Source organism: Sandarakinorhabdus sp. (genome assembly GCF_040398665.1).
Classification (GTDB): Bacteria; Pseudomonadota; Alphaproteobacteria; order Sphingomonadales; family Sphingomonadaceae; genus Sandarakinorhabdus.
Window position 1 is genome coordinate 93,717 of the sequence record NZ_JBBATQ010000006.1, and the last position, 18,262, is coordinate 111,978.

At 64.4% G+C, this 18,262-nt stretch carries 15 protein-coding genes and 1 tRNA gene; 5 read left to right on the forward strand and 11 right to left on the reverse strand.

Going from position 1 to position 18,262, the window contains the following annotated elements; all coding sequences use genetic code 11:
- Positions 1-1,334 (reverse strand): hypothetical protein (locus ABWP22_RS09700; RefSeq protein WP_353199770.1); only part of this gene is annotated, 1,334 nt, incomplete at its 3' end.
- 325 nt (positions 1,335-1,659) lie between these two features.
- Between ABWP22_RS09700 and ABWP22_RS09705 the strand changes: the two genes are divergently transcribed.
- The 4 genes from ABWP22_RS09705 (at position 1,660) to galE (ending at position 6,339) form a co-directional block, all read left to right on the forward strand.
- A complete protein-coding gene (locus tag ABWP22_RS09705) occupies positions 1,660-3,498 on the forward strand; it encodes a hypothetical protein (protein ID WP_353199771.1) in 1,839 nt (612 codons plus the stop codon).
- Between the two features lie 226 nt (positions 3,499-3,724).
- Positions 3,725-4,945, forward strand: a complete 1,221-nt coding sequence (locus ABWP22_RS09710) for an acyl-CoA dehydrogenase family protein (RefSeq protein ID WP_353199772.1) — start codon at positions 3,725-3,727, stop codon at positions 4,943-4,945.
- A 103-nt stretch (positions 4,946-5,048) separates the two neighbouring features.
- Positions 5,049-5,135, forward strand: a tRNA-Leu gene (locus tag ABWP22_RS09715).
- Positions 5,136-5,346: 211 nt separating this feature from the next.
- The gene (gene galE, locus ABWP22_RS09720) at positions 5,347-6,339 is read left to right on the forward strand and encodes a UDP-glucose 4-epimerase GalE (RefSeq protein WP_353199773.1); all 993 of its coding nucleotides are present in this window, start codon (positions 5,347-5,349) and stop codon (positions 6,337-6,339) included.
- A gap of 22 nt (positions 6,340-6,361) precedes the next feature.
- On the opposite strand, the gene ABWP22_RS09725 is transcribed toward galE, so the two are convergent.
- From ABWP22_RS09725 to ABWP22_RS09770, 10 genes are all read right to left on the reverse strand, one after another.
- Positions 6,362-7,693 (reverse strand): hypothetical protein, encoded by a 1,332-nt coding sequence (locus tag ABWP22_RS09725; RefSeq protein WP_353199774.1) that lies wholly within the window; start codon positions 7,691-7,693, stop codon positions 6,362-6,364.
- Entirely contained in the window at positions 7,674-9,029 is a 1,356-nt protein-coding gene (locus ABWP22_RS09730; protein WP_353199775.1) for an ABC transporter permease, read from the reverse strand. The genes ABWP22_RS09725 and ABWP22_RS09730 overlap by 20 nt, the downstream gene beginning before the upstream one ends.
- Positions 9,030-9,055: 26 nt before the next feature.
- A complete protein-coding gene (locus ABWP22_RS09735) occupies positions 9,056-10,528 on the reverse strand; it encodes an ABC transporter permease (RefSeq protein ID WP_353199776.1) in 1,473 nt (490 codons plus the stop codon).
- 5 nt (positions 10,529-10,533) lie between these two features.
- Complete coding sequence (locus ABWP22_RS09740; protein ID WP_353199777.1) at positions 10,534-11,025, reverse strand: hypothetical protein; 492 nt, start codon at positions 11,023-11,025, stop codon at positions 10,534-10,536.
- Between the two features lie 13 nt (positions 11,026-11,038).
- On the reverse strand, positions 11,039-12,586 hold the full coding sequence (locus tag ABWP22_RS09745; RefSeq protein ID WP_353199778.1) for an ABC transporter permease: 1,548 nt from the start codon (positions 12,584-12,586) through the stop codon (positions 11,039-11,041).
- A gap of 2 nt (positions 12,587-12,588) precedes the next feature.
- Positions 12,589-13,353 (reverse strand): ABC transporter ATP-binding protein, encoded by a 765-nt coding sequence (locus ABWP22_RS09750; RefSeq protein WP_353199779.1) that lies wholly within the window; start codon positions 13,351-13,353, stop codon positions 12,589-12,591.
- A gap of 70 nt (positions 13,354-13,423) precedes the next feature.
- Positions 13,424-15,055, reverse strand: coding sequence for a M20/M25/M40 family metallo-hydrolase (locus ABWP22_RS09755; RefSeq protein WP_353199780.1), 1,632 nt, complete (start codon positions 15,053-15,055; stop codon positions 13,424-13,426).
- 90 nt (positions 15,056-15,145) lie between these two features.
- Positions 15,146-15,364: a hypothetical protein gene (locus tag ABWP22_RS09760; RefSeq protein ID WP_353199781.1), complete on the reverse strand. Its 219-nt coding sequence runs from the start codon at positions 15,362-15,364 to the stop codon at positions 15,146-15,148.
- 103 nt (positions 15,365-15,467) lie between these two features.
- Positions 15,468-15,692 carry a DUF1328 domain-containing protein gene (locus tag ABWP22_RS09765; RefSeq protein WP_502951110.1) on the reverse strand — a complete coding sequence of 75 codons (225 nt, stop codon included), beginning with the start codon at positions 15,690-15,692 and terminating at the stop codon, positions 15,468-15,470.
- A 41-nt stretch (positions 15,693-15,733) separates the two neighbouring features.
- On the reverse strand, positions 15,734-16,261 hold the full coding sequence (locus ABWP22_RS09770) for a hypothetical protein (RefSeq protein ID WP_353199782.1): 528 nt from the start codon (positions 16,259-16,261) through the stop codon (positions 15,734-15,736).
- A gap of 114 nt (positions 16,262-16,375) precedes the next feature.
- On the opposite strand from ABWP22_RS09770, the gene ABWP22_RS09775 reads away from it, so the two are divergent.
- Positions 16,376-18,241 carry an NAD(P)/FAD-dependent oxidoreductase gene (locus ABWP22_RS09775; protein ID WP_353199783.1) on the forward strand — a complete coding sequence of 622 codons (1,866 nt, stop codon included), beginning with the start codon at positions 16,376-16,378 and terminating at the stop codon, positions 18,239-18,241.
- The last annotated feature ends 21 nt before the right edge of the window (positions 18,242-18,262 follow it).

Consider the following 18,262-nt stretch of genomic DNA (forward strand, 5'->3'; position numbering starts at 1 on the left):
GTGTTGGTGACGCCGTTGGTGGTGGTCGCACCCGTCACGTTCAGCGTGGTGGTGGCGATGTCGCCAGCATTGCTGATGCCGTTGGTGGTGGTGGAGCCGATCACAACAGTGCCGCCAGCCACGGTCAGCGTACCAGCGAGCGTGCCATTGCCGTCGCTGTCGACCTGGAAGGTGTCCCCGCTGCCGTTGCTCACGGTCATGCCCGCACTGTCGATCGTCACGATCGTCGGCGCATTGCTGGTCTTGACGACGTCGGACTTGCCGCCGCCGCCCAGCAGGACCAGCGCATTGCCGTCACCGTTGCCGGTAACCACGGCCGTGTCAACGAAGCCAGATCCCACGGTGGTGGACTGCTCGGAGAAGCCGCCCTCACCGATAGTGCCATTGGCAACGCGGACACCGAAATCCGACACGATGGTCGCGGAGTATGCGGCCGTCGTGTTGTTGGCGTCGCCATGGATCGATGCGCTGCCGACCAGCAGGCCTTGGGTGGTCAGAGCGGTGCCGCTCAGGCTGTTCACGCTGACGTCCGTGGCATTGGTGGTCGTGTTGAACTTCGCCGTGCCGGTGACAGCCAGATAGACGGTGCCTTCGGTGGTGACAGCGCCGATGCCAGCGTTGAGGGTCGCCGTGCCGTCGCCCTTGCCGTTGTCTTGCGACTGAACGCCGGCCGAGAGCATGCCGGTGATCTGGGTATTGGCAGAGCCGCTCAGGGTCACGTTCGTGACATTGGCCACGGTGGTGTTCGCGACGTCGGTGTAATTGCCGGGCGTCGACGTGGTGTTGAAGGTTTGATTGCCGTTCAGCGGGCCGATCACTTCCACGACAGACGTATCAGTCTTCGTCTGGTTGACCGTCACGGTGGCGTCGGCACTGGCTGTGTAGAAGGTGCTGACGTTCTGACCGAACAGTTGTTCGCTGCCCTCATCCGTGGCGGTGAAGTTGGTGGTCGTCGTTTGCGTGCGGTTGGACACGGTGGTCGTCGTCGTGATCGAGCTGCCGTTGGCGGCGTCGGTCACGTTGACGGTGCTGGTCGTGTTGACTTCCGGGGTGCTGTTGGTGACGATTCCCACATTGCAGTTCGGAGGGGAGGCTGTGGGGTCGGTGCTGGCGCCAGAGGAGGGGTTGGTAGTGCATGGCCAGCCGCAATCAGCCGGCAACGGCGGCGCTTTCAACTGCACATCCAGAAGGTAGATGCCCGCAGAGGTCTGCGCCAACGGATCCGTAGGCGCAGCCGTCACCGACGTTGCGGCGCTGGCCAGCATGGAGGTAAGCAGCAGAGCGCTGAGCCTGCTCATTGCGCGTTCGCGCGATTTGGCATTCGAATAAAGCATGATTAATCCTCTTTAACTATCCAATGACTGCCGCAACCTATTCCCGCAACACGCACAGCGGAAATCCTGCGCGCGGCCTTTGCCACACAGATCGCCGGCAACCTAGTAGCCTGATAGTGTGACGATTTAAACCAAATGGCTATATGAATAGGCTTATGCCGTCATGTATTGGGTTTCCGGCGCGATCTGACGGCGCATATGCAGGCGCTGGCCGGTCGCTTTAGTATGTGCAATCTTGATATTGGTTCGGCTTGCTGGCCTGTACCCGATCAGCTGCGAATCCACCGGTCGGATTGAATCCGATCAAGCACAAGGTAGCCCGTTGATGGCATCGCTCGAAAAGCTCGAATATCATTGCTACCGGCGCGAACATGAGCTGGCCGCCCTGGAACTCCTGTCGCTGTTGCGGTCGCTGGATCGCAGCTTCGGCCAGTTCGCGCCGGATTATGCCCTGGAATTGCCGGTGCCCCTGGCCAGGGACGATCAGACGCTGCATCTGGTGACCCGCACGGCCGCCGCCGTGTCCGCCCTGCTGTCGGACCCCAAATTGGGATTCGCCCCGGCCGTTCATGCGGAATTGCTGACATTGCAGCGGTGGCTTTCCGCCATCTTTGCCGCCAGCCCGTTTGGCAATGCCGATCACATCCTGCGATCATTCCATGTGGGGGGGCCAGGGTCGCCGCACGACATCACGCTCGATACAAAGGACCTGTTCCGATACTGCCTGCTTTACCATCCGAATTCGGAACTGCGCTTCGATCTGGACAATCTGTGGAAGGTCGCGCCGGGAATGATCCTTGGCGCCTGCATCAGCCTGCTGTCCGCCCGCTTCCTCGGCACCCCCGCCGCGCATGGCAAACGCGAACAGATTTTGCCGTGGCTGGCGCAGAAACTGGCAAACCACCAGGATCTGGGCCAATTGCCCGTCGGCGTGCTGCACGATGTCTACATGCATTGCAGCTATGCCAACCGGCGCGACAAGCACGACGTGAAACGCGGGATCAGCCGCCTGCTGCGGCGGGAACTTGGCAAGCAGGCCATAACGGACATCAAGCGCAAGCCCGCCATCGGACCGGAAAAGCCGGTGCTGCTGGTCGTGCTGGAATGGTTTACCTCCGGCCACTCGATCTACCGGACCCACAGCCGGACCATGGAAGCCGCGCGCCGGCATTTCCACGTGGTGGCCATGGGCAAGGCAAGCTGTGTCGATGAGATCACCAAGCAGGTTTTCGATGAATTCATCCCGCTGGAACGCGAACAGGCCGTGGACCAGATCCGCGAGATCCGCGCGGTTTCCGAACGGCTTGGCGCGCAGATCCTGTACATGCCAAGCGTCGGGATGTTCCCGCTGACGATGTGGCTGGCCACCGTTCGATCGGCGCCGATCCAGATCATTGCGCTGGGCCATCCGGCCACGACCCATTCCCCGGCAATCGATTATGTGGTGGTCGAAGAAGATTATGTCGGCGATCCCGCCTGCTTCAGCGAGAAGCTGATGATCCTGCCTTCCGATGGAATGCCCTATCGTCCATCGGCCTTGGCGGTCGACCTGCCCGAGCGCAAGCCGCGGTTGAACGTCGAACCGGTTCGCATCGCCGTGTGTTCGACCACGATGAAGCTGAACCCGCGATTCCTGGAAGCCTGCGCCGCGATCCGCCAGCAAGCGAAGGTCGAGGTCCATTTCGAATTTCTGATCGGCCTGGCCCAGGGGCTGGTCTATCCGCAGGTCAAGCGCGCCTGCAACCAGGTGCTGGGGGATTCGGTGACGGTGCACGAGCACCAGCCCTATGCGCGCTACATGGACGTGATCACCAATTGCGACATGTTCATCAACCCGTTCCCGTTCGGCAACACCAACGGCATCATCGATACGGTTTCGGCGGGGCTCGTTGGCGTTTGCCTGTCCGGCCCGGAAGTTCATGAACATATCGACGAGGGCATCTTCAGCCGTCTCAACTTTCCATCCTGGCTGACAACGCGCAGTGAGCTGGACTATATTGCCGCCGCCGTGCGCCTGGCCGACAATCATCTCGAACGCGCCACCTTGCGCAAGCAATTGGCCGGCCCCGACAAGGTCACGCGCATGTTCGAAGGTCGGCCCGAAATCATGGGCGACATGTTCCTGGCCACCCTGCGGAAATCTGTTCCACACAAGCGGCGCTGACGGCGGCGCCCGCCTGAACCAGGCCCCTGTCGCGCGGGGCGCGCCATGACGTGCGGGTGCATCGCGCAGCATCGGGGGATTTGGGGGGGGGATTTGGGGGGATTTGGCGCGGCGACCGCCGGCCGCTACGCAATCATCCGGTCTTTCCTTTTTGCCAGTGGCCAAGCATGCCGGGGCATGACAGCAGTGCAGCCTGCACAACCAGAAGCCACCGAAGGGGAATCCCATGTTTTTCGAATATAGCGACAAGACCAAGGGCCTGATCGAACAGGTCCGTGGCTTCATGGATCAGCATATTTTCCCCAACGAGGAACGCTATCGCCAGGAAGTGCAGGAAGGCGAGCGCTGGAAGGTGCTGCCGATCATCGAGGAACTGAAGCCCAAGGCGCGTGAAGCCGGGCTGTGGAACCTGTTCCTCAACATCTGCGCGCATGACACCGGCGAATGGAAAGGCCCCGGCCTGACCAATCTGGAATATGCACCACTGGCCGAGGAAATGGGCCGCGCCGGCTGGTCGTCGGAAGTGTTCAACTGCTCCGCGCCCGACACCGGCAACATGGAAGTGCTGCGCACCTATGGCACCGACGAACAGAAGCAGCGCTGGCTGAAGCCGCTGATGGCCGGCGAAATCCGCTCCGCCTTCCTGATGACCGAACCGGCGGTGGCTTCGTCCGACGCCACCAACATCGAGACGTCGATCCGCCGCGAAGGCGATGAATATGTGATCAACGGCCGCAAATGGTGGTCTTCGGGCGTCGGCGATCCGCGCTGCAGCATCGCCATCGTGATGGGCAAGACCGATCCAGGCGCACCGCGCCACCAGCAGCAGAGCCAGGTGCTGGTGCCGCTGGATGCCCCCGGCATCACCAAGCTGCGCCCGCTTTCGGTGTTCGGCTATGATGACGCACCGCACGGCCATTTCGAAGTGATCCTCGACAATGTCCGCGTGCCGGTGGCCAACATGCTGCTTGGCGAAGGCCGCGGCTTTGAAATCGCCCAAGGCCGCCTGGGGCCAGGCCGCATCCACCACTGCATGCGCAGCATCGGTGCCGCCGAACGCGCCCTGGAAAAGATGGTGAAGCGCCTGAAGAGCCGCGTCGCCTTCGGCAAGGCGATTTCGGAACACAGCCTGTGGCATGAACGCATTGCCGATTCGCGCATCGCCATCGAACAGGCGCGGCTGCTGACCCTGAAGGCCGCCTACATGATGGATACGGTCGGCAACAAGGCGGCCGCCAACGAGATCGCCATGATCAAGGTGGTCGCCCCCAACATGAGCTGCCTGATCCACGATCACGCCATCCAGGCCCACGGCGGCGGCGGCGTCTGCCAGGATTATGGCCTCGCCAGCGGCTATGCCGGTCAGCGCACCCTGCGCCTTGCCGACGGCCCGGACGAAGTGCACCGCCAGGCAATCGCCAAGAACGAACTGCGCAAATATAATTGATTGGCGATGGGCGGCGGGCAAGCCAACGACAGGCTTGCACCCGCCGCCCTGCCCTGCTACCCGCGCCATCTGCCGAAGGGGGGCCACCCCCATTCCATCGTGTGCGGCCATGGCGGAATTGGTAGACGCGCAACGTTGAGGTCGTTGTGGCCGAAAGGCCGTGGAAGTTCGAGTCTTCTTGGCCGCACCAAACAGCCCGTCGTTCCGGGATTTGCCGGGACACGGCATGATCAAGCGGGATCTCAGGCGGCGGCAGCACCAGGTGTCGGTGCCGCACGCGCGGGGCGGGGCCCGTCCACGCGGGATCGCGAACACTGGCTGGGTGCGCCGCATTGCAGCAATGCGGCCTTACATTCGGCCAAATCAGTGTTATCCGTGCCCCTCGAAAGCGAGGCTAGGCCATGATTCTTGTCACCGGCGGTGCCGGCTATATCGGTTCGCATATTGCGCTGGCGCTGCTTGATCGCGGCGATCAGGTGCTGATCCTCGACAATCTGTCCACCGGCAACCGCTGGCTGGTGCCGGAAGGCGCGCAGTTCGTCGAAGGCGATTGCGCCGATAGCGCGCTGGTCACGAAGCTGGTCGCCGATCATGGCATCGCCGCGGTCATTCACTGCGCCGGGGTGATTTCGGTGCCGGAATCCGTCGAAAAGCCGCTGACCTATTACGACATCAATGTCGGCCGTGCGGTCGCCTTGTTCGCTGCCGCCATGGCCGGCGGCGCTCGCCATCTGCTGTTTTCCTCAACCGCCACCGTCTATGGCGCACCCGATGCGGACCGCCTGTCGGAAGATCTGCCCTTCGCCCCGGTCAACCCCTATGCCGCCAGCAAGGCGATGGTCGAACGCGTGCTTGCCGATGTCGCAGCCACCGGCGCCGTCAATGTCGGCGTGCTGCGCTATTTCAACGTCGCCGGCGCCGATCCGGCAGGGCGTTCGGGCCAGGTATCGAAAACCGCCACCCATCTGATCAAGATCGCTGCGGAGGCGGTGATCGGCAAACGCGATTCCGTGCTGGTGACCGGCAATGATTTCGGCACGCCCGACGGCACCGGCATCCGTGACTATATTCACATCACCGATCTGGCGGCGGCCCATCTGTCCACATTGGATGCACTGGCCGCCCAGCCGGACCAGAGCCTGACCTTCAACGTCGGCTATGGCCATGGCGCCTCGGTTCTCGACGTGCTCGATGCGGTCGATCGCGTTTCGGGACAGACGCTGCACCGCATCGCCGCCGGCCGTCGCCCCGGTGATGTGGCCCGCCTGGTGGCAGACACCAGCCGGATCCGCGGCCAGCTCGGCTGGCAACCGGCATTGGACGATCTCGATCGGATCGTCGCCGATGCCATCGCCTGGGAACGCAAGCTGGCGGCGAGAGACGCCGCAGACTGAACCAGGCCCGGCTGAAGGCGTTTCAGCGTCCCGACGCGGCGGGCCAACGGCCTGCGCACGGGCTGGCGGTTTCGGCCTGGCCCAGAGGCCTTGTGTCGACGCTGGCCACCAACAGGCGCAGGGCGGCCCAGCGATCGCGCGATGCGTTCACACAGCGGGCCACCCGCTGCTGCGCCACCGAATAGCCGGCAACCAGCGTGCCATAGCGATCAAAGAACGCCAGCAGCGCCTCCGGGCTGGAGATCAGCGCCTCATCGGCAAGCGCCGCCAGCGTCGCTTCACGGCTGCTGTCGCCATCGCGATAACGACGCAGGATCGGGATGGTGGAAAGCGCCAGCGTCCCGATCAATTGGTGCACCTGGCCGTGCAGGCGGGCGTCTTCGGGCGAAAAGCCGGCCAGTGGAAACAGGGTGCCGGCCATGAACGTCAGGCGATCGGCCGGCGGGAAGGCCAGATCGATGCCGGCGTTGGCGCTGCCTTCGCGCAAGGCCGATTGCGGCGATCGCAGCAGCACGACGCTGTCTTCCGGCCGGATCGCGGTGCGCACCTCCAGCAACACGAACTGCGCGTGGTGCCCCGGATAGGCTTCGTGACAGGCCAGATCGAGTGCCACGGCCGGATCGGCAACCGCCGCCGGGTTGATCTGCAGGCGGCTTTGATAATGGCCGAGATAGCGGTGCCACGCCGCCGGCACGCGGCTGGTCCATTCGATGTCGAGATGTTCCTGTGCCGGCAGCGGCCATCTGGCCAGCGTGCGCGCCCGGCATTCGGCCAGCGCGCGGGCAAACACCGCCTTGCGCTTGTCCGGCGGCAGCGCAAACCGGCGGCGATATGCCATCACCCGCTGCGCCAGCGGACCCGACCCCGGCAGCAGCGCCGCCAGGGATTGCCGCGCCGCCGCCTGCGCCGCCATGTCGATCCGCGCTGGCGCGATGCCGAAGATCGCCGCCGCTTCGGCATCAAAGCCCGGGCGGCGCGGCGCCGCGATCAGCCCGATCAGCGCATCGAGCTGTTCGATGCGGGCCAGCAGACGGGCGCGGCGTTCCACGGGCGCCTGCGCCGTGCGAATTTCTGAAGCCAGCGCCTGCACCTCCTGCCGCAGCACAGCGGGCGGCAGCCGGTCTTGCGCAATGACCGGCCCGAAATAGGCGTCGATCTCGTCCGGGCCAAGGCCGCGCACCGCCAGTTCGGCATAGCGCCTGCCGGCCGCGTCCAGCCTGTTATCGGGTGAATCGGGCCAGCCGATCCACAGCAAGACGCCCGCCGCACACAGCAGCGATGCCAGCGCCGCGTAGCGGGCAACCAGCCGCCACCCAGCCGCCTTCAACAGCCGCCTATTCGGTGCGGAGTGCATCGATGGGATCCAGCCGCGCGGCCCGCTGCGCCGGATAGATCCCGAACACCAGACCGACCGCTGCCGAAACCCCAACCGCCAGCGCCATCGCCGAAATCGACACATGCGCCGGCCAGCCCAGCGACCAACCGATGATCCACGACGCGGCCAATCCGATCACCAGCCCGATCAGGCCGCCGATCAGGCTGAGGGTCATGGCCTCGACCAGAAACTGCATCCCGATATCCGATGATCGCGCGCCCGCCGCCACCCGCAGCCCGACCTCGCGCGTGCGTTCCGTCACCGAGACCAGCATGATGTTCATGATGCCGATGCCACCAACGATCAGCGACACGCCGGCAATGCTGGCCAGCAGCGCCGTCATCGTATCGCTGGCCCGATCGAGCGTGTCCGACATTTCTTCCAGTGTCACTTCATCGAGCTTGGGCAGGTTGGCCAGCGCAAAGGCCGCTGCCGGCGTATACAGCCCCTGCGTCAGCGCCTTGGCGGCCTGGGTTTCCACGGTGAAATCATCTGCCGCACCCATGGACGCTTGCGCCGATTGCACGGGCGCCGCGCTGACAAAGCCGCCGGTGGACGGTGCGCCGGGCGCCTTGCGGTGGCGTTCGCGCAGCAATTTGCGCACCGCATCGGCCACAATCGACGCCTCGCCGGCCTTTTGCGCGGCCACGACGATCGTATCGATATGGCTGCCGCCGCGGATGGCCTGCAAACGCTGCCACGGCACGAACAACACTTCGGCATGATCTTCCGACACGCCGGTGGTCACGCCGACAATCGTGAACGCCGTATCGGCCAACGTCACGGTCTGGCCGACGGGATCTTCGCCGCGCCCGAACAATTGCCCGGCCAGGGTGGCACCGATCACCGCTTCCGGCGCGCCATCGGCCAGCATGCGGCCCTGCACCAGTTCCCAGCCATAGGCCTGCTCATAGCCCGGCTCGACGCCCTGCACCCGGGCAAAGCTGCGCTTGGTGCCGGCGGTCAGCGTATCGCGCAGCGACACGCCGCGGCTGACAATGTCCACCTTGTCGATGCTCTGCAGGATCGCGTCGGCATCGGCAGGCATCAGGGTCCTGGCGGAACCACTGCCCGATGTGATGCCGATACTGTCCCCGCCGCGCGTGTAATTGCCGCTGCGCACGAACACCAGCCGCGTGCCGGCCGAACTCACTTCGCCTTCCACCGCCGATCGCGCCCCGGTACCGAGTGCCACCATGGTCAACACCGCGGCCACGCCGATGATGATCCCCAGCATGGTCAGAAAACTGCGCAGCCGATTGCGGCTGAGCGAGCGCAGCGCGAGGCGGAGGTTGACAGGAAGCAGCGCAAGCATGGTGATCTCCGCAAATCCGGGCCGGGTTATTCCGCGCGCAAGGCCACGACGGGATCGAGCGACGCCGCCCGGCGTGCCGGGCCGATCCCGAAAACGACGCCGATGATGGCAGCCATTGCCAACGCCAGCACCAGCATGATCGGCGATACCGCCGTGGCCCAGTGCAGCCGCTGATCCGCAAAGACCAGGCCGATGCCACCCAGCACGAGGCCAAAGGTACCGCCAAGCCCGGCCAGGGTGAGCGCCTCGACCAGAAACTGCGTCATCACATCCTGCGCCCGCGCGCCCATCGCCATCCGCAGGCCGATTTCGCGGGTGCGCGCCGAAACCGAAACCAGCATGATGTTCATCACGCCGATCCCACCGACCAGCAGCGACACCGCCGCCGCGCCCGCCAGCAGCAGGGTGAAGGTGCGGCCGGCGGCGCGCAGGCTCTTGGCCATTTCCTGCCACGACGCCGCGTCCAGCCCGCCGACATTGCCATGCACCGATCGCGCCAGCCGCGGATCGCCGCCCATCGTCGGCATCGCCATCACGCTCTGTGTCTGAACGCGAAAATCATCGAGCACGTCATCGGGCAACCGGTGTTTGGCGCGCAGCACCGCCCGGATCGCCTTGGCGGTCTGCGTCGTCACGGCGACAGACGTGGTGCGCACGGTGATTGAATCCAGCGTGTCGCGATTGCCGCCGCCCGCCGCCAATGCCGTCTGGGCACTGCGCAGCGGCGTGTAGATGCGCGGCAGCAGTTCATCGGCATCATCCTTGGTGCCATCGACAAGGCCGACAACCGTCACCTCACGCCCGCCGATGGCGAGGGATTTGCCCAGCACGGGCGCTGCACCCGGCCACAGCCGCCGGGCCACCGCGGGCGCCATCACCATCAGCGGCGCGCCAGCCACATGTTCCTGATCGGTGATCATGCGGCCTTCCACCAGTTTCCAGCCGCGCATCTCTGGCCACGGCGCCTCGAAACCGCTGACCCGCACGATGCGTGTGCGCACATCCCGGCCCGATGCGGCATCGTCCAGCGTGACATTGCCTTCGACGACGCCGGCGATCGCCCTGATATCCGCCACCTTGCCGCGCAGCAGGGCGATATCGGCGATGCCCAAGGGTTCGGGCACGGGTTGATGGCGCATGGGGGCCGCCGTGCGGCGCAGCCGGGCGCGGTTCTGGACAATGGCGGCATCCACGGCCGGATCAAATTCGCCTTCTCCGCCAACGCCGCCCGACACCGCGCCTTCGGAAGGTTCACCGCCGCTGCTGTCCTGGGTGCCTTCGGACGCGATGCCGGCCGGTTGATAATTTCCGGCGCGGATCACGATCATCGTCGGCCCGGCACTTTCGATCTGCGCCTCGATCCGCGCCTGCGCACCCAGGCCAAGCCCGGACACGATCACGACCATGGCGACCCCGACACCAACCCCAAGCAGGGTGAGCAACGTTTGCAGGCGGTTTTGCAACAGCGCCCGAAAGGCCATGCCGAGATTATTGGCCATGTCGATCAATGGCCTGCGTGGGGATCAACCGGCTTCGGCTTGGCGGCAGCGGGACGCGCTTTGGCTGCGGCCTTGGGCGCAGGCTTTGGTGCAGCCTTGGCCAGTCGCGGAATCATGTCGCCATAGATTTCCACCGTCGCCTGCTCGCCGCGGTGCACAAAGGCCAGGCGGATCACGGTCTTGGCGCTGGTCACCGGCTTGCTGCGCGCCATCCAGTGATCGCCATTGGCACTGATCGCCATGGCCAGCGGCTCGACCGACCGATCCGGCCGGACGATCTCGGCGCGCAGCCGCTGGACCGCCGACGCCGGCAGATCGTTGCGCTGCTCATCGGTGAAATACACCATCACATTGCCCGCCGGCGGCGTGACCACCTCGTAATGCAGCGTGCCCCACATTTCCACCACGCCGCCATGGTGCGCGTTGTGATCGCCATGGGTGGCCGAACCATGCTGGGCGGCAGCCGGCAGGGCAGCCAACGCCAACACACCTGTCATCAAAACCAGAAACCTATTCATGTCGCAGGGCCTCGATTGGTCGCAGTTCAGATGCACGCCGGGCGGGATAGACCCCGGCCACGATCCCCAGCACCAGGGCGGCAGCAATCGCCGCCAGCGCCGTCAGCGGCGATACCGTCGCCGACCAGTGGAAAAAGCTTTCGAGCCCACCCGATGCCGCAACGCCGATCGCGATGCCAAGCACGCCGCCGATCAGGCTGAGCAGCACGGCCTCCAGCAGAAATTGCGCCGCGATATCGCTTTGCCGTGCGCCAAGCGCGATCCGCAATCCCACTTCCCGTGTGCGCTGGGTGACGGACAGCAACAGCAGATTGGTCACGCCGATGCCGCCCACCAGCAAGGACACGGCTGCCACACTGCCCAGCATGACCAGCATGGTCTGATTGGCGCGCGACAGCGATCCCGACAATTGTTCGACGGTCAATTCCTCGACGCGCTCCAGATTGCCGCCCACGGCCCGGGCCAGTTCTGGCGGCAGCCCCTTGCCAAGCGCCTGCTTGGCCATGCTGGTGACAATGAAATCATCGGGTTCGGCTTCGGTGATGCCATGGCGTTCGCGCAGCAGATCGATGATCTGCTTGGCAACCGCCGCATTTTCGCCGACCGACGTGGTGGTGACCGTCACCGTGTTGAGTTTGCCGAGGTTGAGCAGCCGGTGCACCGTGGTGACCGGCACATAGACCGCATCGAATTGATCATCCCCCGCGACGGGCTGCGCAGCCCAGCTCTTGCTGCCGACGACGCCGATCACCTGGAACCGCTGGTTCCACAGCGTCAGGGTCTTGCCAGTCGGATCGACGCCCTCGCCAAACAGCCGGTCCGCCACCACGCGGCCCAGCACCATCACCTGCGCGCTCTGCTCCACGTCATCGGGGCTGAGAAACCGCCCGCGGTTGATCACCCACCCGGCGCGCACTTGCGGCAGATCGGCTTCGGTGCCGTGCAGACGGGTGAACCATTGGCGTTTTTCCGGGCTGTCGGCCACGAACACCCGGGCATTCTCGTGCACACCCGACACGACGAACTTCACGCCCTTCACTTGTTCTGCCAGCACCCGCGCATCATCGCGGGTCAGGGTTGCGGCGGAACCCAGGCCCGCCGCCATATCCCCCAGACGCTCCTTGGCCAGCGGATGATCGTGCATCTCCATCGGATCGTCTTCTTCGTGGACCTGCCGCAGCAGGCCGCCAAAGCGATTGCCGCCCACCGGGAACCCGGGGCTGTAGGCGGCCAGCATCAGCCGGGGCCTTACCACCGTGGGCAAGGCACCGGCATCGAAGGCCGCATGGCCGATCGTGGCTTCCGGATCAGGCCGGGCACCGCGATCCATGCGATAATTGCCAGAGGTGATCACGATCACATTGGCCCCGGCGGCGAGCAATTGATCGTTGAGCGCATTCTGGGCGCCGCGCCCCAGCGCCATGGAGGTCACCAGCGCCGCAACGCCGATGGTCACGCCGATCACCGCCAGTGCGGCCTGGTTGCGGTTGCGCAGCAAAGCGGCAAGCGCCATCGGCAGGGCCGGCAGCGGGTTGAACATGGTCAGGCGCTCGCCGCTCTGGCCGCCGCGGCCATCGGCGCGGCCGGCGCGTCGTCCAGCAGGCTCTTGGGTTCGTTGGGCGTGTCGCTGATGATCACGCCGTCGCGCACCGCCACGATGCGTGTGGCATAGGCGGCGATTTCGGCTTCGTGGGTGATCAGGATGATCGTGATGTTCCGGCGCGCGCGCAGTTCCTGCAGGATCCGCATCACTTCGATGCTGGTGGCGCTGTCCAGATTGCCGGTCGGTTCATCGGCCAGGATCAGCGTCGGCTCGTTCACCAGCGCCCGGGCGATGGCCACGCGCTGCTGCTGGCCGCCGGAAAGCTGGTTGGGATGGTGATCGGTGCGGTCCCCCAGGCCGATGGCCTGCAACGCCTTGCCGGCCCGCGCCCGGCGATCAGCCGGCGGGATCACCGGACGCGAATAGAGCAGCGGCACTTCGACATTTTCCAGCGCCGATGTCCGCGCCAGCAGGTTGAACCCCTGAAACACGAAGCCGATCTGCCGATTGCGAATTTCGGCGAGATCGTCGGCGGAAAGCCCCGACACATCGACCCCGTTCAGCAGATACTTGCCCTCGGTCGGGCGGTCGAGACAGCCCAGGATGTGCATCATCGTGGATTTGCCCGAACCCGAAGGCCCGATGATCGCGACGAATTCCCCCGCCTCCACATCCAGAGACACGCCGCGCAAGGCGTGCACGTCATTGTCGCCCAGCTTGTAGATCTTCTTGAGATTCTGAAGTGAAACCACTGGCATCGACATGACCCTGGATGTGACTGGCGCCGGAAAACCCGACAATGATCCGTGCAAGGGGATCAGTACGACGGCGTTATCAGGGCTTTTCGGGCGCCAGGGCGATTGGCCCGTTCAACCCGGCATATGTGTAGAGGGCGGTGGCGATGATCTTTTCCGCCGTCGCCATCCCCGGCGAATTGCCGGCCCCTTCGATGACCCAGAATTCATTGGCAGCGTGGGCGTTGCCGCCCGTGCCACCACGAACCGAGCTGATCGGGATGTTGATCGGCGATTCGGTGCCCGAAAACAGATAGGCCGGCCAATAACCGCCGCCGCCGCCGGCCAGCAAGATGCTGTCGTTGGGCGTGATCGGATCATGGTTCTGCCCCCACATCTGCGCGGTATAGGCGGTGGCACGGCTGATATCGTTGTCGGTGTTCTTCTTGGCCCAAGGCACATCGCCGACCAGATTGATCTCGACATCCTTGTAACCGAGCTTGTCGAGATGCTTGCGCAGCTTGGCGACGATATCCGGCCCGCTCATGTTGGGCACATAGCGGAAATTATGCTTGGACATGATCTTGTTGGGCAGGATGGCGCCGGAACCGCCGGCAAACATGTTGCCCCCCCAGATGCCATCAAGATTCATCGATGTGCCCATCCGCGCCATCTTCAGCTGGGTGAGCGGATCATCGGAAATGAACCGCGCCACGCCCAGGTTGTTCGCGGCACGCTTCAGATCATATTTCGCCGCCGACTTGGCCAGGATGGCCAGCTCTTCCTTGGTGGGCGGCACGATATTGTCATAGAATCCGGGGATCAGCACCGTGTTGCCATCGGCCGAAACCAGCTTGGACAGCATCTGGATGTGCCGCCATGCCGGGCTGTCGACCGAGCGCTTGTTGGAACCGTGGATGTCGGAATAGACCGGACCGCGGCCCCAGCTCTTGCCGCTGGTGGTCAGCTCGACGAACACGCAGCCTTCCGAACCGCCGGGGCCCCACAGCGCATCGGCATCCTTCACCAGATCGGCATGATCCTGCATGAACTTGTTGAGGCCGACATCCATGCGCTCCTCATCGCTTTCGACGATGAAGATCAGGTTGACCGGCAGCTTGCCGGTGACCGCCTTGATCGACAGCAAGGCGTTGTAGAACGACATTTCCGGGCCCTTGGAATTGACCGCGCCGCGCCCGATCAACACCTTCTTGTAGGGTGCCTGCTCGACAAGGCGGCCTTCGAACGGCGGCGCCTTCCACAGATCAGGCTGGGTGACCGGCATGGTGTCGCCCTGCCAGTAAACGGCCAGCGTCTTTTCCGCGCCCTCATCGCATTTGGCGTAGACCACCGGGTTGGACTGGGATCCCCACTTGTTGATGCCGGGATCAAAAACCTGCGTCTTCTGGCAGCCCAGCTTGTCGAAGAAGCCCTTCACCATCTCGGCCGATTCCGGGATGCCTTCGCCGGTGTTCGACACGGTGGGTTGCTGAATCCATTTCTGCAGATTGACGACGTGGGAATCGATGTTGGCATCGATATGATCATAAATCTTCAGCAGATCGGCGTTCTTGATCTTGGTGCGATCGAGCTTGATGGTTTCATCCCCGGCCGGGCGAATGCCCAGCTTCGGCCCATCGGCGGCAGCGGTTGCCGCGCCTTCCTTGCCATCCTTGGCAGTCTGATCCCCGCACGCTGCCAGTGCGATGGCAAGCGATGCCACAAGCGGCATCCAACGAATCTGCTTGAATGTGGTCACAGTCGATCCCCCTGGTCGAATCACAAGGCCGCATGATCGCCCGCCAGCGACACCCCTGCGCCTTCAGGTTTCAGCAGCCGCCAGCAATCTCATATACGCAATTTGACCGGCTGGCAGACCTCGGGTGAGCGCGGCCCCATGTTTCATGCCGGCAAGACGGCACAGAACGTCGGTCATCGCGATGAAAATGGCCGCCAGCACCCGCGCGGCACATGCCAGCAGCAGCATTTCGAAAAGCGACACCAGCAGCCAGGCGATGCCGACGATGGCCCCGCCGATCACGACAAGGGCCGCAATGATGCCGATCTGTTGGCCGAAACCGGCCGTGCAAACGCGTCTTTCGGTCAGGAGGCCCCGCTGGCGTGCTGCAGCCCTTGATACAGGATCAGGTCACCTTCTTGAACAGGGTGAAGCCCAGCACGAACAGCACGATGGCGATGATCACCGCGATCCAGAACAGCAGCTTGGCCACGCCCCAGGCCGCGCCGGCAAGGCCGCCGAAGCCGAGAACGCCAAACACCAGCGCAACGACGGCGAAGCAAAAGGCAGCTTTCAGCATGACGATGGACCCGATGATCGAGGATGGCCGCAGCCGGAGCGCGTTCAACACGCGGCGGCGCGGCCGGTTCCATCGCGATCTGGACCATCAGATCATTTGCGCACCCATTTCAGATCATATTCGGTGATCCAGGTGGCACCGCCGTCTTCGGTGCCGACCGAAAGCTCCCGGATGGTGCCATCGGGGTTTTTCGACAGCGTCCAGTGGCGCAGCCGCACCTTGCCGTTCGGCATCGGCCGCTCGGTGACATAACGCATCTCGCCGGGCTTGATCAGCGTCCCACGGAAGCTGGTGGTGGCGCCATTGTCGGTCGCCCAATAATAGCCCCAGTTCTTCAACAGCGGCGAATAGCTGAACACGCCGATGCCATTGCCATCATCGCGGCCCTTGTAGACTGTCCAGCGCTCCTCGATCACGCAATCGTTGAGGATCAGCTTCATGGAGACTTCGGCGGTCTTGGCGGCGCCGGTGTAGACATCCCATTCACCAACCGTGAAATCCTGGGCCCGATAATTGGCATCGTTGCGGCAGACACCCGCAGTGGCGGGCTGGGCAGGCTGGGCGGCGATCGACGCCGGCAGCGCCAGCAATAGAGCGAGGGGGATTGCACGGCGCAGCATCGGGACTATCCTTCTGGCAAGAGGTGGCCAAGATTAGCGCGGCTTTTGCCGAATGTCTTGGGCAGATGCCGCACTGGGGCGCGGCACGGCAGAGCGCGGCGGAGAGGGGCGATAATGGCGGACTGGTCGGATCACGAACTCGGCATGGGGCGGCCGATTGCACGTCGGGATTTTCTCGGCGGCGCGGCGCTGGCGGTGGCCGCGGGCGGCCTGGGGCTGCCCACCGCGGCGGCGGCACAAGCCGCGGACTACCCGCCGCTGAAAACCGGCCTGCGCGGGCAATATCCGGGCAGCTTCGAAATGGCGCACATGGCGCGCGACGGCAGCTTCGGCGGCCCTCTGGCGGCAGACGACAGCGGCGAACATTATGATCTGGTGATCGTGGGCGGCGGCATTTCCGGCCTGTCGGCGGCGTGGTTCCACCGGCAGGCCATGGGCGCGGACCAGAAAATCCTGATCCTCGACAATCACGATGATTTCGGCGGCCACGCCAAGCGCAACGAGTTCGTCCATCAGGGCCGCACCATCCTGGCCTATGGCGGCACGATGAGCATTGAATCGCCGTTCCCGTACAGCTTCACCTCGAAACGCATGCTGGCCGAACTGGGCGTCGATCTCACCAGCTATGAACGCTTCGAAACGAAAGCCTATGACGGGCTGGGCAACGCCACCTTCTTCGACCGTGAGCATTTCGCCGGCGACAGGCTGGTGACCGGCACCGGCAAAAAGCCCTGGGGGCAGTTTTTTGGCGAAGCGCCGCTGTCGCCAGCCGTGCGGGCCGACCTGACGCGGCTGCATAGCGATAAAAAGGATTATCTGCCCGGCCTGACACCTGACCAGAAGGCGGCGGCATTGAAAGCCATCAGCTATCAGGATTTCCTGCTGAAGCATGCCGGCATGCTGCCGGAATCGCTGCCCTATTTCACCGGGCAGGGCCATCGCAACAACAAGCGGGTGGATACGGTGCCGGCCTGGGAAATCGCCAGCGGCGGTCGCTCACCGATTTTCGCCGGGATGACCCTGCCCGGCCAGATCCATGCCGAAGCGCAGCATTTCCATTGGCCCGATGGCAATGCGTCGGTGGCGCGGCTGCTGGTCTCCGCGCTGGTGCCTGGCGTGTTTCGCGGGCCGCTCGATCAGGAAAAAGTCGTGCTGGCACCGGCGAATTATGCCGCGCTCGACAATCCGGCCAATCCCGTGCGCATCCGGCTGAACGCCATGGTGATCCGCGCCGAGCACACCGGCCCGGTAACGCGCAGCACGGAAAAGGCCGTGCGCGTGGTCTATGTGAAGGGCGGCAAGCGCATCGCGGTGACGGCGGCCAATGTGATCATGGCCTGTTTCAACAACATCATTCCGTACATCGTGCCCAGCCTGCCGGACGCGCAGAAGGCGGCGCTGCATTACCCGTCGAAGGTGCCGATGCAGTATACCAATGTGCTGCTGAGCAACTGGCGGGCCTGGGCGAAGCTGGGCACCAAGGCCATCCACGCCCCCAATGGCTATCACACCACGACCGCGCTGGATGTGCCGATGCGCATCGGCGGCTACAGCAGCGCGCAGACGCCGGATGAGCCGGTGGTGCTGCACATGGTGCGCAATCCCAACAGCCCCGGCCTGCCCCGCAAGGAACAGAACCGCATCGGCCGCGCCGACATGCTGAACACCGATTACGCCACCATCGAACGCGAGATCCGATCCCAGTTGCAGCGCATGCTGGGCGGCGCTGGCTTTGACGCCGCACGCGACATCGCCGGCATCACCGTGAACCGCTGGCCGCACGGCTATGCCTATACCTATGACACGCTGGGTGACCCGGATGTGCCGGATGAACAGCGCCCGCACATATTGGGCCGGCAGAGTTTCGGCCGCATCGCCATTGCCAATGCCGATGCGGCGGCCTCCGCCTTCACCAACACGGCGATCGATATGGCCGACCGGGCGGTGCAGGAGTGTTTGATCAGCCGGGGGTTGATCTGAGCTTGTTTGCCTTTTGATTGA

Bases quoted from the DNA above. Each gene is read 5' to 3' on its own strand.
- ABWP22_RS09705 (WP_353199771.1), top strand. From the start codon at position 1,660: ATGGCATCGCTCGAAAAGCTCGAATATCATTGCTACCGGCGCGAACAT.
- ABWP22_RS09710 (WP_353199772.1), top strand. From the start codon at position 3,725: ATGTTTTTCGAATATAGCGACAAGACCAAGGGCCTGATCGAACAGGTC.
- galE (WP_353199773.1), top strand. From the start codon at position 5,347: ATGATTCTTGTCACCGGCGGTGCCGGCTATATCGGTTCGCATATTGCG.
- ABWP22_RS09725 (WP_353199774.1), bottom strand. From the start codon at position 7,693: ATGCACTCCGCACCGAATAGGCGGCTGTTGAAGGCGGCTGGGTGGCGG.
- ABWP22_RS09730 (WP_353199775.1), bottom strand. From the start codon at position 9,029: ATGCTTGCGCTGCTTCCTGTCAACCTCCGCCTCGCGCTGCGCTCGCTC.
- ABWP22_RS09735 (WP_353199776.1), bottom strand. From the start codon at position 10,528: ATGGCCAATAATCTCGGCATGGCCTTTCGGGCGCTGTTGCAAAACCGC.
- ABWP22_RS09740 (WP_353199777.1), bottom strand. From the start codon at position 11,025: ATGACAGGTGTGTTGGCGTTGGCTGCCCTGCCGGCTGCCGCCCAGCAT.
- ABWP22_RS09745 (WP_353199778.1), bottom strand. From the start codon at position 12,586: ATGTTCAACCCGCTGCCGGCCCTGCCGATGGCGCTTGCCGCTTTGCTG.
- ABWP22_RS09750 (WP_353199779.1), bottom strand. From the start codon at position 13,353: ATGTCGATGCCAGTGGTTTCACTTCAGAATCTCAAGAAGATCTACAAG.
- ABWP22_RS09755 (WP_353199780.1), bottom strand. From the start codon at position 15,055: ATGCCGCTTGTGGCATCGCTTGCCATCGCACTGGCAGCGTGCGGGGAT.
- ABWP22_RS09770 (WP_353199782.1), bottom strand. From the start codon at position 16,261: ATGCTGCGCCGTGCAATCCCCCTCGCTCTATTGCTGGCGCTGCCGGCG.
- ABWP22_RS09775 (WP_353199783.1), top strand. From the start codon at position 16,376: ATGGCGGACTGGTCGGATCACGAACTCGGCATGGGGCGGCCGATTGCA.